The following is a 15388-nucleotide window of genomic DNA, read 5'->3' as shown; positions in this document are numbered from 1 at the left end:
CGGCACTGCCTTCGATGGTTCGAATCCGTCTCCCTCCACCATATTCTGTAATAAGAATCGAAAGCCAGCTCATTGAGCTGGCTTTTTTTGTACCTGAATTTATACCAGTCGTCATCCAAAATGGGCATTCGCGCCAATGCACTCTATGAAAAGCCCGACAAAGATAGAAAACCCGAAAAAAGGCCTCTCCATTGGAGAGACCGACAATATTAATTCAAATCAATGAGCAGAGCGTTAGGGTGGTTAGTGGTCGATCAAAAGAATCCGTGTTTCATAAGGTTTTAATGCCTGATGGCGACTTAAGTTCCCACCTTTCGTTTGGGGGTAGTTACTAAGTAATACTCGAGCGTTGCTTACTTCTAATTCATTCGGCAACACACACTCTTCTTCATTCGCATAGAAATTATTTAAGCAAAGTAAAGTCTGAGTCTCTGATTGACGTTGAAATACGAACAGCGCCTTGTGGTCAGGAAGTAAATCGACATAATTACCATCGGTAATAACATCCACTTCTTTACGTAACTGAATCAGCCTTTGGTAGAAATAAAACACCGAGTCAGGATCATCCACAGCGGCCTTTGCATTAATATCAACATAGTTATTTGCAACGCTTAGCCAAGGTTCAGCTTTGGAAAAACCTGCGTATTTAGAATCATTCCATTGCATCGGTGTTCTAGAATTATCTCGAGATTTTTTTGCCAGAATAGCCATCATATCCTCATGGCTGACGTTCTCTTGGTTGACCATAATCTCGTACATATTGATACTTTCTACGTCCTTATACTGCTCAATATTGCCATAATGCGGATTGGTCATACCAATCTCTTCGCCTTGGTAGACATAAGGGGTTCCTTGCATCATATGAATGGAAGCCGCCAGCATTTTGGCCGATTCCACTCGATACTCTGTGTCGTTTCCTAATCGGCTAACCACACGGGGTTGATCGTGGTTACACCAAAATAACGCCCCCCAACCTTTGCCATTTAAACCGACCTGCCAATGATTAAAAATGCGCTTTAATTGCAGGAAATCAAAGGGCGTGTTTGTCCATTTCTCGCCATTCAAGTAATCCGCCTTCAGATGATGAAAGTTGAATACCATCGAGAGCTCGTTTCCCTCTTTTGACGAGTACTTCAAGCAGTGTTCTAAGGTCGTGGAAGACATTTCACCAACAGTCACACTGCCATATTTTTGAAAGACTGACTGGCTGATGTCTTGCAGATATTCGTGTACACGTGGGCCATCGGTATAAAAACACCGACCGTCACCAGAATCATCGTTTGGAAAGCTTTGCTGTTTCGAGATTAAATTAATCACATCGAGTCGGAAACCATCAACGCCCTTCTCAGCCCAAAAGCCGATCACTTGTTTGACTTCCTCACGCACCTTAGGGTTTTCCCAATTCAGATCCGCCTGTTCTTTTGCAAACAAATGCAAATAGTACTGACCGGTCTTATCGTCTAGAGCCCATGCATTGCCGCCAAATTTTGACTGCCAATTATTGGGTTCTTTCCCCTCAACGGGATCTTTCCAAATGTAGTAATCTCGATACGGGCTTTGTTTATCCCCTAGTGCCGATTGAAACCAATGATGAGCCGTTGAAGTATGATTCACGACGATATCCATAATCACTCGAATGCCACGCTGATGCGCTTGTTTAAGCAATTCATCAAAATCCGCCATAGAGCCAAAATCGGAATTTATTTTGTAGTAATCGGCAATGTCATAGCCGTTATCGACCATGGGAGATTCATAAATAGGGGTTAGCCAAATGGCATCGACACCAAGCAGATGAAGGTAATCTAACTTATTGATAATACCTTGAATATCACCAGTGCCTTTACGACCACTATCACAAAAGCTTTTTGGGTAAATTTGATAAATGGTGGCTGTTTTCCACCAGTTTTTATCTGCGTTATTCATCGCCATTTAAGACACTCACTTACCAACGAAAAAGATTAAAAAAGGAGTGATAAACATCACTCCAAATTGACTTGCTATGAATGACTCCGCACTTTTCACCAGTACAAAGCCAAACATTATTTCCAGGTACGAATGCTAGGAACTATTTCTACCTGTGTATTATTTCTACCTATGTACTAATTCCATCTATGTACTGTTTCCAACTAAAGACTGATTACAAGAGCTAAGCACTCGCCAACTCCAGTTCCCCTTTTTGTTGTGCGCGTTTGTAGAAGAACAAAGTCAATACTGCGGGAACAAAGATCGCCACCAGCATAGCCACAAAATAAATACCCCAGTACTGCGGTTGAATAGATAAGATGCCAGGTAAACCACCAACACCAATACCATTAGCCATCACGCCTGCGCTACCACAAATTGCCGCAGCAATCGCACTGCCTACCATGGCACTCAGCATTGGGAATTTGTATTTTAGGTTCACGCCATACATTGCGGGTTCTGTAACACCAAGATAAGCAGAAATAGCCGCAGGGACAGAGATATCCCTCTCACCATGCTTTTTGCTGATAATAATGATGCCAACGACCGCTGAAGCTTGAGCAATATTAGACAGTGCAATCAATGGCCAAATTGGCGTTCCACCAAGCTCTTGCATGAGCTGTAGATCAACTGCATTCGTTGTGTGGTGAATACCCGTGATAACCAGTGGCGCATAAAGAAAACCAAACACGACTGAACCTATGACGGCAAAATCACCTGTCATTGCAAATTTAGCAGCAACCGCGACGCCATCGCCAATCACGCGTCCAAAAGGACCAATCAGTGCATGGGCTAGAACAACAGAGACGATAATAGAAACAAACGGCACGACCACTAAATATAAATAAGCAGGAACGATGCGCTTCAAGTTAGTCTCAATAAACGCTAAGACAACCCCAGCGAGAATGGCCGGTATAACCTGTGCTTGATAGCCCACTTTTTCGATCACAAACAAACCGAAATCCCAAACCTGTGGCACTTCCTTACCGATCAAATACGCATTCATTAGCTGTGGTGAAACTAAGGTGACACCAAGGGTTATACCAAGAATGGGGGTGCCACCTAATTTTTTCACCGTCGCCCAGCACACGCCAACCGGTAAGAAGAAGAAAATAGCCTCACCAATCAACCAAAGAAATGAATGCACCGTGGCCCAGAACTGGCTGATTTCAGTGAGAGACTGGCCATCAAACATCTTGATATCGCCAATCACATTACGAAAACCCAGAATCAAACCACCAGTAATGATCGCAGGAAGCAATGGAACAAATATTTCCGCGAGGTGAGATATGCCACGCTCTAGCGCATTCATATTTTGTCGAGCCGCCAGTTTAGATTCATCTTTTGATGCTTCAGATTGCCCAGACAGTTCAATAAGGACGGCATACACCTCATCAACTTCAGTCCCAATAACCACTTGAAATTGCCCCGCGTTGGTGAAGCAGCCTTTCACTAGGCTCAACGCCTCTAACGCTTTTTCATCTGCTTTACTGGTATCCTTTAGCACAAAACGAAGTCGAGTTAAGCAATGACTCACACTCGCAATGTTGTCACTACCACCGACCCGTTCAATCAGACGTTCTACGTCTTGTTTTGCTATCTTACCCATATCCTTATCCACCCTGTTGGAGTCTCACTCTGAGCCTGTTTTGTTTTCCTACGCAACAAATGGGAACAGTCCCACCTGCGTTTGATAAGATAGTGACAGGCATCCTTTGAAAATAAAATGGGAACAGTCCCATTAATTGAATGAGATCACAGTATAATTTTAATTCAATAAGAAATTAATGAGTTAAGAAATGATCGGTTCCTGAGTGATATGGCACTTCTCAGTATTCCCATTTATATGGGATATCAAAAGCTTAGCTGCTTGGTTACCCGCTGAAGTGTAACCAGGATCAATACTATGAACTTTAGGGAAGAGAAAAGAAAGCAGGTCATTACCACCAACACCCGTCACCATAACATCATCGCGCCCTAATTCTTGCAACTTCTTTATCACACCGAGAGCAAGGGTATCACTAGCACAAACTATCGCTTCGGTTTGATTTGTCAGTACTTTATCAACCAACTGATAGGCACTTTCATGATGCAATTGCCCAGTTTGATATGATGGGATGATGTCGTGGATTTGGCACCATTCAATATAGGACTCTAAACGCAGCTTTCCCGTGGTTTTGTCACTAGGATCGACACCAATAAACGCAATATTACGGATTTTACGCTCTGACAAGTATCGTAACGCACAAGTAATCACGCCTTTATTGTCATAATTAATCGATGAAGTCACCGTGGTATCCATGGCAATAACAACGGATTTCCCTTGCCATGCCTCTAGATTCCCAAGATCTAAATCGGTAAACCCAAACACAATCACACCATCGACATTCCGCTTTTGCAGTACCTCGAGGTGTTCATTGGTTTTATGCCTGTCGAACTGGCTTTCCATGATCACCACATCATACCCTTCGTCATACAAGCTTTTGAGCATGCTCCCTACGGCTCTATTTTCCGATGGCGAATCCAGACGAGAAATGATCACTCCCACCACTTTTTGACTTCCACCACGCATTGATTGCGCGGACTTTGACGGCACATAACCCGACTCTTGGATCACTTGCTCAACTTTGGCTCGAGTTGCAGGTTTCACTTTGGGATCATTGGTCAATACACGTGAAACCGTAGACTTCCCCACTCCGGATAGTTTAGCGATATCGTGAATTGTGAGTTTTTTTCTCATAGTTATTGGAAAGTATCATCGAAAGGAAAAAGTTCGACATGGCCACTGGATCTCGCATGTCACTGGGTAAACTGCCTGTTCAAAAAGCGAAACTCAATGAAGCTTACGCATACAGACTGTTCTGGATTCATTGCTGCTGTACTCACTGGTTGTAGACTAACCTATTGTGTTTTACAGTTTTTGTAAACATGGTGGTCAAGCTCTAAAAGGGCTTCTTTACCTTTTGTGCGAAGTGTAATGGGGTTTTCTGCCCCAGCCATCGCGTCTTTGAGGATATACATAGCCCCCGAACCAGATCGGGATCTCACCAAATCGTATTGTACATCGGCCGCTCGCAGCACTGCGAACTCACTGTCTGGTATATAGGCAACATCAAAGCTTTCACCCGATTCACAACGGTATTGAATGTAAGATTGATAAGGATGCCCACCAATCTGACTCTCATTTAACTGCGTTTGAGTGCAGCCAATTAGGCCCAATCCAATAAAAAACACCAAAATACACGGTTTGTACATAGTCCCCCCTAAATTCAATAAAAGTACTCATTAGGCAATCAACACCGTATTACACAGCTAAATAACCAAATGCCTAACCTAAATAGCTAAATAAGTAAGTACTAATTAGCTAAGTAAGCGGGGACATCTTTAATGCTGTTAAGTACGGTCGTCGCTAACGTTTCGCCTTGTTGTGTAACGGGCTTACCCGTGCGCACCAGAATCTTCGTTTCTATCCCCGCCGCTTCCGCGGCCATCATGTCTTCGGCTTTATCGCCAACCATGACTGAATTTGCCATATCAATATCCAGATCGTTACGTGCAGAGATAAACATTCCAGGCTTAGGCTTGCGGCACTCACAATCTTGTTTATATTCACCAATGCCATACTCAGCATGATGTGGGCAGTAATAAAAACCATCAAATTCAACGCCATGATCGACAAAGTTCCAATCCATCCACTGAGTTAGGGAAAGAAAACGCTCCTCATCAAACATGCCACGCGCAATACCGGATTGATTCGTTACAAGTACAAGCATATACCCCATTTGCTGAAGCTGCTTCGTCGCGTCAAAAACACCGTCAATAAACTCAAAATCGTGCTCGTCATTTACGTAACCATGATCCACATTGATCACGCCATCTCGATCCAAAAACACTGCGGGTTTAGCCAAAACTTATACTCAATTTAGTCAATATATTGTGGAATTATCGCACGCTTTATTTCTTTCATCACTATCTAATTACTTTTGGGACTAGCACAAACGAACGTTTAGACGTCTAGACGTAAAAATATCTATTGACTTGATTCAGGGAAAACCATAGCATCCTCTACTAAATGAGATACAGTTCAAAATATTATTCTGTTGTCCCTGCACAGGAAAAAAAATGATTGAGATAAATCAAGTAAATAAGGTTTTTTATCAAGGCACTAAAGAGATCGTTGCCCTGAAAGATATCGACCTTCATATTGAGCAAGGCACCATCTTTGGTGTTATTGGATCGTCAGGTGCGGGGAAAAGTACCCTAATCCGCTGCGTCAATATGCTGGAAGCACCCACTACCGGTTCAATCATTGTTGATGGTGTTGACCTTACTTTATTAAGCAAATCACAGCTGTGTGAAGCTCGCCGTAACATCGGCATGATTTTCCAACACTTCAACTTGCTCTCATCTCGTACGGTATTTGACAACATCGCTTTACCGCTCGAACTTGCAGGGCAAAGCAAACAGCATATTGAGAGTAAGATTTCAGAGTTGCTGAAACTGGTTGGCTTGGCAGACAAACGAGACACCTACCCGGCCAACTTAAGTGGCGGACAAAAGCAGCGGGTTGCTATCGCCAGAGCACTGGCGTCTGACCCGAAAGTGCTTCTCTGCGATGAAGCAACAAGTGCACTGGACCCTGCGACAACACAATCGATTTTAGAGTTACTTCGTGAAATCAACCGCAAGCTGAATATCACGATCTTACTCATCACCCATGAAATGGATGTAGTGAAAAGCATTTGTCATCAGGTGGCGATCATTGGTGACGGTGAACTGGTTGAGAAAGGGACAGTTGGCGAAATCTTTGCTCATCCTAAAACAGAGTTGGCGCACGAATTTATTCGCTCGACACTCGATCTTACGATCCCTGAAGATTATCAAGTTCGCCTACAAAAAACGCGTGTAGAAGGCAGCTACCCACTGGTGCGTTTAGAGTTCACTGGTGAGACCGTTGATGCACCGCTGATGTCGCAGATAACGAGACAATTCAATATTGATGTGAGCATTTTAAGTTCCGATCTCGATTACGCGGGCGGTGTTAAATTCGGCATGATGGTTGCCGAACTGTTTGGTAGCGAAGAAGATGATAATGCGGCTATTGCGTTTTTAAGTGAGAACAAAGTAAAAGTAGAGGTACTTGGTTATGTCCTTTAATACACTTTCTTTAAGTACCGTAGGTGACTGGCTAAACCTAAACGGAAACTTGTTGCTAGGTGCGACATGGGAAACTCTTTACATGGTCGGTGTGGCAGGGATTGTCGGTTTTGCTATTGGTATTCCGCTCGGTGTTATTTTACATACCACCAAAAAAGGCGGTTTGTTAGAAAACACTCAATTTAATGCCGTACTCGGTGCCATCGTTAATATGGGGCGTTCTGTTCCGTTCTTGGTTCTTATGGTTGCCATCATCCCGGTAACAAAGCTGCTAGTGGGCACCTTTATCGGCACCACGGCTGCGATTGTGCCACTGACTATTGGCGCGATTCCTTTTGTTGCTCGTCTTATTGAAAGCGCACTTCTAGAAGTACCAACGGGGCTTGTCGAAGCGGCTCAATCAATGGGCGCGACACCGACTCAAATTATTACCAAAGTACTATTACCAGAAGCATTACCGACCATCATTAACTCTGTCACGATTACGCTCGTCACACTCGTGAGCTATTCCGCTATGGCAGGGACAGTGGGTGGCGGAGGCTTAGGTGATGTTGCTATTCGATATGGTTTCCACCGCTACGATGTGGTGATTATGGCGGTGACCGTTGTGATGCTCATCGTGCTAGTACAAATCATTCAATCTATTGGCGACACCATTGTTCGCCGAGTCGATCACAGATAAAAAATCAACACGCTTTTTGTTTTTAGAAGCGGATTACACAATTAATTAATTAGAAGCAGTAGTTAATTAGAAGCTATTCATTTTTTGATAAGGAAATAATCATGAAATTTAACGTTAAAGGTCTACTTTCCATTGCAGCAATAGCGTCTGCGCTTGTTCTTTCAGGTTGTGGTGATAAAGCAGAAGACAGCAGCAAAATCAAAGTGGGTGTAATGGCTGGCGCAGAAGCTCAAGTAGCAGAAGTAGCGGCTAAAATCGCAAAAGAGCAATACGGCCTTGATGTTGAGCTAGTGACGTTCACCGATTACGTGACGCCAAACGCGGCACTTGACGATGGTTCTATCGACGTTAACGCGTTCCAACACAAACCATATCTAGATCAGCAAGTTGCTGACCGAGGCTACAAAATTGTGATTGCTGGTAACACCTTTGTTTACCCAATTGCAGGTTACTCAAAAGAAGTGGATTCTGTTGAACAAATCGAAGATGGTGCACGTATTGCGGTTCCAAACGATCCAACGAACCTAGGTCGTTCACTGCTTCTTCTTGAGCAACAAGGTCTTATTACACTTCGTGAAGGTGCTGGCCTGCTAGCAACGGTTCGCGATATCGTCACTAACCCTAAAAACATCACTATTGTTGAACTAGATGCAGCACAACTTCCTCGTTCACTGGATGATGTAGCGCTTTCTATCATCAACACAACGTACGCAAGCTCGATCAACTTAACTCCACAAAACGATGGTATTTTCGTTGAAGACAAAGAATCTCCATACGTAAACCTTGTTGTTGCTCGTGAAGACAACCTGAATGCAGAGAACGTTCAGAACTTCGTAAAAGCATACCAAACAGAAGAAGTATACAGCGCAGCGTCTGAAATCTTCCAAGGCGGCGTAGTTAAAGGCTGGTAATCAGCCCAAAGATCATTGACGTTCCGTGATTAAAATAACCGAACGTTAACGCCAAACCATTTAAAAAGCCGATATCTTACTCAATGAAATCATGCTCAATGAGCTCACTTTCAATTAAAATAGAGTATATATCGGCTTTTTTATGCTTGTCTGAAAATATTAGTTAACTACACATTACTTAACTAAACATTGCTTATCTATAAGCACCTTTATCCCGTGTTCCGCACCAAGTGTTCAGGATTGAAAGTACAGAAATGAAGTCATCAGCGGCTAGACTTTAATTTGATCCCAGGAAATATTGGACACAATACGACAGTCATCGCACTTAAAGTGGAAGATATCGTGCAATGCTTCATCCTGTAACCAATCCCCACCACACTTCGGACACTTACGCTGTTTTTCATCCGCTAGGCTTTTGCCACCCACTCGGTACTGATAATAATAAGTCGGAACCTTAGTCAAAAATTCAATACGGCCTCTTAAATCCCAGCCTCGGCGAAACAACACACTATCAGCGCTGCAGATTTCAAACTGCGTCGCGTGCTCGGCTCGGCAAGCTCCTGCCATTTGAATTTCATCACACGCTTGCCATTCTGTTTGCCACTTAACCAAGGCTTTATGATCGCCATTGAACGTCGCAGGGTTTCGATACAACGGGATAGGCAACAAGCTTTCACCACTTCTTAATGGTGAGCATGTATGAACAAAGGTGGTGTAAAGGATTTGCCAGCTCGGCGTTTCTTCTTCAGCGGCTTCTTCCGAGTTAAGATCTCTTCCAAGTAAACGCATTTTGGGCGCAAGTAGGCTGGCTTCCGTTAAGCGGTTAAAACACACTTTAACAAAATCAGAATGATATTTAGGGTGCAAACTGTCTTGTTCAGGACACACAACACGAACCAGAAACTCGCCCTCTCCCATTACGATCGGAAACTCACGCCCCAGCACTTGTCCGTTGTATCTCAGCGCATCCATCAGACCATTGATCGCTTTATCAACGGCGCTCACCGTCGTGTTATCAAAGCACTCAAATTGCAATTCAACTACATACATTATTTATTCCCAAACCCGATTATACCGCAGGATCTAAGTGAGTCAGAAACTCAACAATATTTTGCGCTAGGACATCGCGCTTATCGGTGCCCAACCTTTCCAAAATGACATTTCCCGACAAATTGCATATCGAAATCACATCAAGCTCTGCGTCAGTCGCGGCAATAAACACCGTGGGTTTGAGCTTTAAACGCCTTTGCGTGACCAAATGCCCCAAGATGTTTTCTTGCAGCAAAACAAAGTCCTCATCATTCCAAACCTGCAGTAATGCCAGTTCGTTACCTTTCCACTTTGCGTTCATGTCAGCACTGTACTGACTACCATAAAAGGCTTTAATATCATCATGAATGATCAACTCAATGCCATTTTCCACATTGGTAAAGTCAGCACTTTTCTCGCGTGGATAAGCTTTCCATAGCACACTGTCTTGCCACTTCTTTTCAACGCAAGGAGAAACCAGCTGAGCAAGCTCTTCGTTATTGGGAAGTGAATGATGAGCTAATTGATATGCGTCTAAATACCTTTGGCTAAAAGAAAAAAGTGCCTGAGAAGCATCAGAAGTCATTGAGGTCTCCAAAATATGGGTCAGGAAGCCAGCTTTAGGTCATATCATTAATGACAGTTCACTGGGGATTGCGTAAAATTCTCGCCATTCTAATCTAATTTAAGACAAAGTATGAGCAAATATTCCAATGCAAAAGAGCTCGCGGGTCTTACCCTTGGCCAAAAAACGCAATACACCAATCACTATGATGCCAGCTTGCTGCAGCCCGTACCTCGCAGTTTAAATAGAGATGATTTGCATCTAGGTGCTAGCCTTCCGTTCCAAGGCTGCGATATCTGGACCATGTATGAGCTATCTTGGCTAAATGAGAATGGATTACCTCAAGTGGCTATCGGGGAAGTGGCGATTCCAGCCACCAGCACAAACCTGATTGAATCCAAGTCCTTTAAGCTCTATCTAAATAGTTACAACCAAACCACTTTTGAAAGTTGGGACCAAGTGTCGAAACAACTTCAAGACGACTTATCTGCTTGTGCTGGGGAAACCGTTGCTTTAAACATCTACCCTGTTACCAATTATACACAGCAACCTATCGTCACTATGTCGGGTGAATGTATCGATGCACAAGATATTAAGATTGAAAGTTACGACTTTGATGCCACATTACTTGATGGCGCAACCAGTGATGAGATCATTGAAGAAACACTACACAGCCACTTATTGAAGTCTAACTGCTTAATTACCAACCAACCCGACTGGGGCAGTGTAGAAATTCAATATCAAGGTCAAAAAATAAACCGCGAAGCTCTGTTACGCTATATTGTCTCTTTTCGTGAACATAACGAGTTCCACGAGCAGTGTGTTGAACGTATATTTACTGACATCATGAAATATTGTCAGCCTACGCGTTTAACGGTATACGCTCGTTATACTCGTCGTGGTGGCTTAGACATCAACCCGTACCGTTCATCAGAAAGCTCGAAGCCCGCTCATAATCAGCGCATGGCTCGCCAATAAGGAATAACCCGAATGCTACCAATGCGCTGGATGCAATTATTTTGTATCACTCTTTGCTTGTTTTCTACACTTACCCACGCCACGATTTATTCTTCTCCAACACTTAATGAGGCGAATAGTTTACTGGGTATTGTGCCAGCGCAGTCTAAAGTACTTACTTCAAATTATTTGAATCAACGCAAGCTCATTACGGATCAAAATGACAATCCATCGGCGATGAATCGAGATGAAAGTGACAACACGATCCGTACCCCAACCAGTACAGTTAATGCCCTGACAATTCTCGCTCAAGCGGAATATAATCTGGGCAATACATCCGTTGCGAATAAGCGCTTAGAAGAAGCGGAACAGCTGACCAACCAGCATCGACTTCATTACCAAAACCTAAGCGTTAAAACACTCCACACTCGCTTTCTTTGGCTGCAAACGCGCAATTCTGAACAAGCAATCCAGTCAATTGAAGAGATTCAGCTTAAATACAGCACAATTAAACAAGCGGATCAGTTTGCTCGCGTGATTTATTACCGTATTTTTATGCTCAAAGCTGAAATTGCATCGTACGATGGTAATGTCGATTTAGCGAACCAGTATTTTAATAAAGTAAAACCGTATATCGATTCACTCAAATCCAAAGCCACCTACATCGATTATCACATTGCGGTCGGCCATCACTATTTGAATAATAAGCTCTACAATCGTGCCTTATCCCAATTGCTCATTAGCTATTGGCAAGCGATTGAAGACAATTCAAGTGGCCAACTTGCGGCGGTCAATCGGTTACTCGCGCAGCTTTTTTATGAACGAAAAGTATTTGATACGGCCTTAAAGCATTTATCTCAAGCCGCCGACTTTTATGACAACTACCAAAGCTCCGTTGTACTGGCGGAAGTTTTAAAGCAGATGGGCGATATTTACTATCAACAGTCAAAATACAATTTAGCGTTAGTTCACTATTTCAACGTTATCGATCACGAGAGGAAAATAAATAACATTGAAGATGTCATCGATATACGCTTATCGTTGGCGGCTACTTACCTTCAACTTTATAACTTTTCATTAACTGAACAGTATTTGAATCGAGCTGAAAAGTTACTGGAATATGCGCAGTTTCCTCATTTAAAAGCGGAAGCGCTGCTGCTCAATGCGGGGCTTGCTCATCACAAACAAGAACCTGACTTAGTTTATGCTTATGCCAATGAAGCTCTTGAGCTTGGTATATCGCTAAAAGACATTACTATTCAAATGCACGCCCATAAACTTCTTTACCTCGGCTTAGAGAAAAAAGGAAAACTTGAGGGTGCGTTAGATAATTTAGAAAAGTTTAATGACCTCAGTCGGATTCAGCAACAGTCTTTAAATCTGATTAATGAAGAAGCCTTTCGTCAGCAAAAAGAATTTGTTGAACAAACCTTACACTTAACAGGCCAAAAAGAAGAACTGCAAGAAACTCACGAGAAATACCTTCAGTTGCGTCGTATTTCGTGGGCTCTTTTCAGTATTGGCGTTTTGATCTTCATTGTATTGCTCCGCAGAGGTTACATAATCCAAAGGCTAAATTTAGATAACGCTAATCTCAATGATGCGCTTTGCACGCACTCACGCTCCACCTTGCCGAATTTACGCATGTTAAGTGCGAAGTTACCCACATCCGTAAAAAATCGGCATCAGTTTGAACAATGGCCTGCGGGAGAGCTCATCCATGAACCGCTGCACGACCGATTAAAGTTCATATTGATTGATATTCCTTTCTTAAGAAATATGTACTTACAGCACGGCTATGAGGATGGGTTAAAACTGGAAGAATCATTTGGGGAATTCCTCAAAAGTAAGATTTCTGAGCCCGCTCGGATTTACCATTTTTCAGACGCCAACCTTTTATATATCGAACCCCAAAATGACGACAATAGCGATCCCGAACAGCTATTTCATAAAATACAAGGCTGGATTCAAGAATTCAAATCCGATCTCCCGCTGATGAGAGTGGTCAGAATCGGAATTGCTGACTACCCATTTTTACCCCGAGCATACACAGCAATCAGCGACAAAGAACTGATTGATATTTTATTGATGTCGACCAGTGTCGCTCGAACATTGAGCATGAAAGAACACTCAAGCCAATGGGTCTATTTAAAAGCCATAGAAAATGCCCCAGCCGCTAGCCTTGCAACTGGAAACATAAGAAAAGCATGCAAACATTCAATCAACCAAGGGCTAATAAAAGTCCATTCTTCTTATAAGAATGAGGACAGCATCAAAAAACTATTAAAAGATGGATAAAACCTGGGCGTTCAAGCATTAGATTCAGTGACGTCCTTATTTATTTTGTTATTATCGATTAATTAGTTAATAAGATCATTTTTGATCTTTTTACATGGACATATAGTTAAGTTTGTATGGGCGTTCTCGAACAAGATTTAGAATTAGAGCTAATCAAGCTAAAAAGCGAACTTGAACAGGTTCGTTTGACACAACGAGATTCTTCGTTCAAATTTAAACGAGAACAAAATGTTCTTAAGCGTATTGTTGCGTCTCTCAGCTTTGCTTGTGGTGAAGAGAATTCAAAACTAAGCACTAGCCTTGGTGAGTTGCGACAAGCTCTTGAGCAGCATAAAGACATCAGCTCGCTAATACCGCGTCTTGCCGTATTAGAAAGAATGTTGAAACAACAGACGTTGGCTATGGAAAAAAAGACGGTTCAGTTAGATTCACAAGTCAAACACAGTGGAGAAACCCTACTGCGTATTACTGGGCTGCCGCCTAGAATAAAGCGTGATTTAAGAGATCTCCTTAGCTATTCCGGTTCGGAAAAAAACAAAGATTCAACCCATGCGCTACAACTGCTTGCGATCTACGAACGTTCGATAAAAATCATCACCTCAAACCCAGACACCGCATTATCTGAAATAAACAATGCCGCAGATAAAGAACTGCTCGCCCGTTTATCAGAAGAATTACAACATTTAATCACTGAATTGGATTTTGAAGGCGAATCTGGCGATATACTCATCGACATCAGAGCGAAACTGCTGCTCGGTGTCTCAACGCAATCGTTACTCGAGATAACACTGCAAGTTCTTAAGTTAGTCGTTGATGGTACAAACTTTGAGCGTAAAACGTCAGAGCAATTCCTTGAGCAAGTCAACTCGTCGCTCTCTTCTACTCTAAAAAGTAACGCCCAAAGCGTCGACCAAAGCCAAAGCTACTTTGACCAACGAAAAAATATCAATAAAGAACTCGATGCACTGGTCATAAAATCAAAATCGGCGGTCAATTCATCCAATGACCTGGACGCTCTAAAGAAAGAAATGACCCCTTTATTCGCTCAATTGACATCATTAACCGAACGGCTTAACCATGCTGAGCAAAGAGAAGAAGCTCTCATTGAACGCATGAGCTATGGAAAGCAGCAATTAGAAGCGGTATTCGATTTAACCCAAGATCACCGTCGCCGACTTGAAGATCAAGCCAAACGAATGCTGCTCGACCCTCTGACCAAAATATATAACCGTACGGCCTTTAATGATCGTATGGAGTTAGAGTACCGTCGATGGATTAGAACACAGAATAATTTGCGCATCGTATTGTTAGACATTGATAACTTTAAAGCCATCAATGACAGCTTTGGCTATGTTGCTGGTGATAAGGCATTGAAGATTATCGCTCGAACAATCTCCAAAGAAGTGTCAGATACCGATACGGTAGCTCGATTTGCTGGTGAAGAGTTTATTCTTTTATTGCCCGAACGAGACGACAACGAGTGCTATAAAGTGATTCAAACCATTCAAAGGCAGGTCAGTAAATTACCTTTCAAATTTAAAGATAAAAGCATTTCTATCACGCTTACCGCCACCAGCTCTGTATTTAGAGAATCGGATACCCCAGAAGAAGTGCTTGATCGCATTAGTCGCAATCTCACTGAAGCCAAAAGTTTAGGGACGAACCAACTTATTTGGAAATAACCACACCACTTAAAGTCCGTGCTTTCAAACTCAAGGTTGCCGGTCAATAGTCCTATTTTCTCCTCATACTTCTCCCCCATACATCTGTGCAAATGCCCCATGAGACTCATTTTTTTAACATTTCTATATTGATTTAGTCTTTTCA

General features: G+C 42.7%; 13 protein-coding genes. 6 read left to right on the top strand and 7 right to left on the bottom strand.

Going from position 1 to position 15388, the window contains the following annotated elements:
- Positions 1–243: 243 nt before the first annotated feature.
- From treC to gmhB, 5 genes are all read right to left on the bottom strand, one after another.
- Positions 244–1929 (bottom strand): alpha,alpha-phosphotrehalase, encoded by a 1686-nt coding sequence (treC, locus tag A1QO_RS08265; RefSeq protein ID WP_017040940.1) that lies wholly within the window; start codon positions 1927–1929, stop codon positions 244–246.
- Between the two features lie 217 nt (positions 1930–2146).
- A complete protein-coding gene (gene treB, locus A1QO_RS08260) occupies positions 2147–3571 on the bottom strand; it encodes a PTS trehalose transporter subunit IIBC (protein ID WP_017038940.1) in 1425 nt (474 codons plus the stop codon).
- A 183-nt stretch (positions 3572–3754) separates the two neighbouring features.
- A complete protein-coding gene (treR, locus tag A1QO_RS08255) occupies positions 3755–4702 on the bottom strand; it encodes a trehalose operon repressor TreR (RefSeq protein WP_017038939.1) in 948 nt (315 codons plus the stop codon).
- Between the two features lie 161 nt (positions 4703–4863).
- A complete protein-coding gene (locus A1QO_RS08250) occupies positions 4864–5217 on the bottom strand; it encodes an MliC family protein (protein ID WP_017039934.1) in 354 nt (117 codons plus the stop codon).
- A 101-nt stretch (positions 5218–5318) separates the two neighbouring features.
- Positions 5319–5870, bottom strand: coding sequence for a D-glycero-beta-D-manno-heptose 1,7-bisphosphate 7-phosphatase (gene gmhB, locus A1QO_RS08245; protein ID WP_017034651.1), 552 nt, complete (start codon positions 5868–5870; stop codon positions 5319–5321).
- A gap of 214 nt (positions 5871–6084) precedes the next feature.
- On the opposite strand from gmhB, the gene metN reads away from it, so the two are divergent.
- The 3 genes from metN to A1QO_RS08230 all read left to right on the top strand — a co-directional run bounded on the left by metN (position 6085) and on the right by A1QO_RS08230 (position 8712).
- Positions 6085–7119, top strand: a complete 1035-nt coding sequence (gene metN, locus A1QO_RS08240) for a methionine ABC transporter ATP-binding protein MetN (RefSeq protein ID WP_017038937.1) — start codon at positions 6085–6087, stop codon at positions 7117–7119.
- Positions 7109–7801, top strand: coding sequence for a methionine ABC transporter permease (locus A1QO_RS08235; RefSeq protein WP_017038936.1), 693 nt, complete (start codon positions 7109–7111; stop codon positions 7799–7801). Before metN ends, A1QO_RS08235 begins: the two co-directional genes overlap by 11 nt.
- Positions 7802–7902: 101 nt before the next feature.
- Entirely contained in the window at positions 7903–8712 is an 810-nt protein-coding gene (locus tag A1QO_RS08230; protein ID WP_017034654.1) for a MetQ/NlpA family lipoprotein, read from the top strand.
- A gap of 270 nt (positions 8713–8982) precedes the next feature.
- On the opposite strand, the gene A1QO_RS08225 is transcribed toward A1QO_RS08230, so the two are convergent.
- The gene (locus A1QO_RS08225) at positions 8983–9762 is read right to left on the bottom strand and encodes a Zn-ribbon-containing protein (RefSeq protein ID WP_017040939.1); all 780 of its coding nucleotides are present in this window, start codon (positions 9760–9762) and stop codon (positions 8983–8985) included.
- Between the two features lie 19 nt (positions 9763–9781).
- The gene (gene syd, locus A1QO_RS08220) at positions 9782–10327 is read right to left on the bottom strand and encodes a SecY-interacting protein (RefSeq protein ID WP_017034656.1); all 546 of its coding nucleotides are present in this window, start codon (positions 10325–10327) and stop codon (positions 9782–9784) included.
- A gap of 111 nt (positions 10328–10438) precedes the next feature.
- Here syd and queF point away from each other — a divergent pair, with 111 nt between their 5' ends.
- From queF to A1QO_RS08205, 3 genes are all read left to right on the top strand, one after another.
- Positions 10439–11284 carry an NADPH-dependent 7-cyano-7-deazaguanine reductase QueF gene (gene queF / locus A1QO_RS08215; RefSeq protein WP_017039933.1) on the top strand — a complete coding sequence of 282 codons (846 nt, stop codon included), beginning with the start codon at positions 10439–10441 and terminating at the stop codon, positions 11282–11284.
- A gap of 12 nt (positions 11285–11296) precedes the next feature.
- Complete coding sequence (locus A1QO_RS08210; RefSeq protein ID WP_017040938.1) at positions 11297–13561, top strand: tetratricopeptide repeat protein; 2265 nt, start codon at positions 11297–11299, stop codon at positions 13559–13561.
- Between the two features lie 116 nt (positions 13562–13677).
- Positions 13678–15243, top strand: a complete 1566-nt coding sequence (locus tag A1QO_RS08205; protein WP_017039931.1) for a GGDEF domain-containing protein — start codon at positions 13678–13680, stop codon at positions 15241–15243.
- Positions 15244–15388 lie beyond the last annotated feature (145 nt).

Origin of the sequence: Vibrio genomosp. F10 str. ZF-129 (assembly GCF_000287055.2) — a bacterium.
In the GTDB taxonomy this organism is placed as follows: Bacteria; Pseudomonadota; Gammaproteobacteria; order Enterobacterales; family Vibrionaceae; genus Vibrio.
Note: the sequence above shows the minus strand (reverse complement) of the source record. Positions and strands in the feature narration are given on the sequence as shown.

Excerpts from the sequence above, each read along its gene's own strand:
- A1QO_RS08250 (WP_017039934.1), bottom strand. The coding sequence starts at position 5,217 with ATGTACAAACCGTGTATTTTGGTGTTTTTTATTGGATTGGGCCTAATT.
- A1QO_RS08230 (WP_017034654.1), top strand. The coding sequence starts at position 7,903 with ATGAAATTTAACGTTAAAGGTCTACTTTCCATTGCAGCAATAGCGTCT.
- A1QO_RS08210 (WP_017040938.1), top strand. The coding sequence starts at position 11,297 with ATGCTACCAATGCGCTGGATGCAATTATTTTGTATCACTCTTTGCTTG.
- A1QO_RS08205 (WP_017039931.1), top strand. The coding sequence starts at position 13,678 with ATGGGCGTTCTCGAACAAGATTTAGAATTAGAGCTAATCAAGCTAAAA.
- A1QO_RS08235 (WP_017038936.1), top strand. The coding sequence starts at position 7,109 with ATGTCCTTTAATACACTTTCTTTAAGTACCGTAGGTGACTGGCTAAAC.
- syd (WP_017034656.1), bottom strand. The coding sequence starts at position 10,327 with ATGACTTCTGATGCTTCTCAGGCACTTTTTTCTTTTAGCCAAAGGTAT.
- treC (WP_017040940.1), bottom strand. The coding sequence starts at position 1,929 with ATGGCGATGAATAACGCAGATAAAAACTGGTGGAAAACAGCCACCATT.
- A1QO_RS08225 (WP_017040939.1), bottom strand. The coding sequence starts at position 9,762 with ATGTATGTAGTTGAATTGCAATTTGAGTGCTTTGATAACACGACGGTG.
- treR (WP_017038939.1), bottom strand. The coding sequence starts at position 4,702 with ATGAGAAAAAAACTCACAATTCACGATATCGCTAAACTATCCGGAGTG.
- queF (WP_017039933.1), top strand. The coding sequence starts at position 10,439 with ATGAGCAAATATTCCAATGCAAAAGAGCTCGCGGGTCTTACCCTTGGC.
- metN (WP_017038937.1), top strand. The coding sequence starts at position 6,085 with ATGATTGAGATAAATCAAGTAAATAAGGTTTTTTATCAAGGCACTAAA.
- treB (WP_017038940.1), bottom strand. The coding sequence starts at position 3,571 with ATGGGTAAGATAGCAAAACAAGACGTAGAACGTCTGATTGAACGGGTC.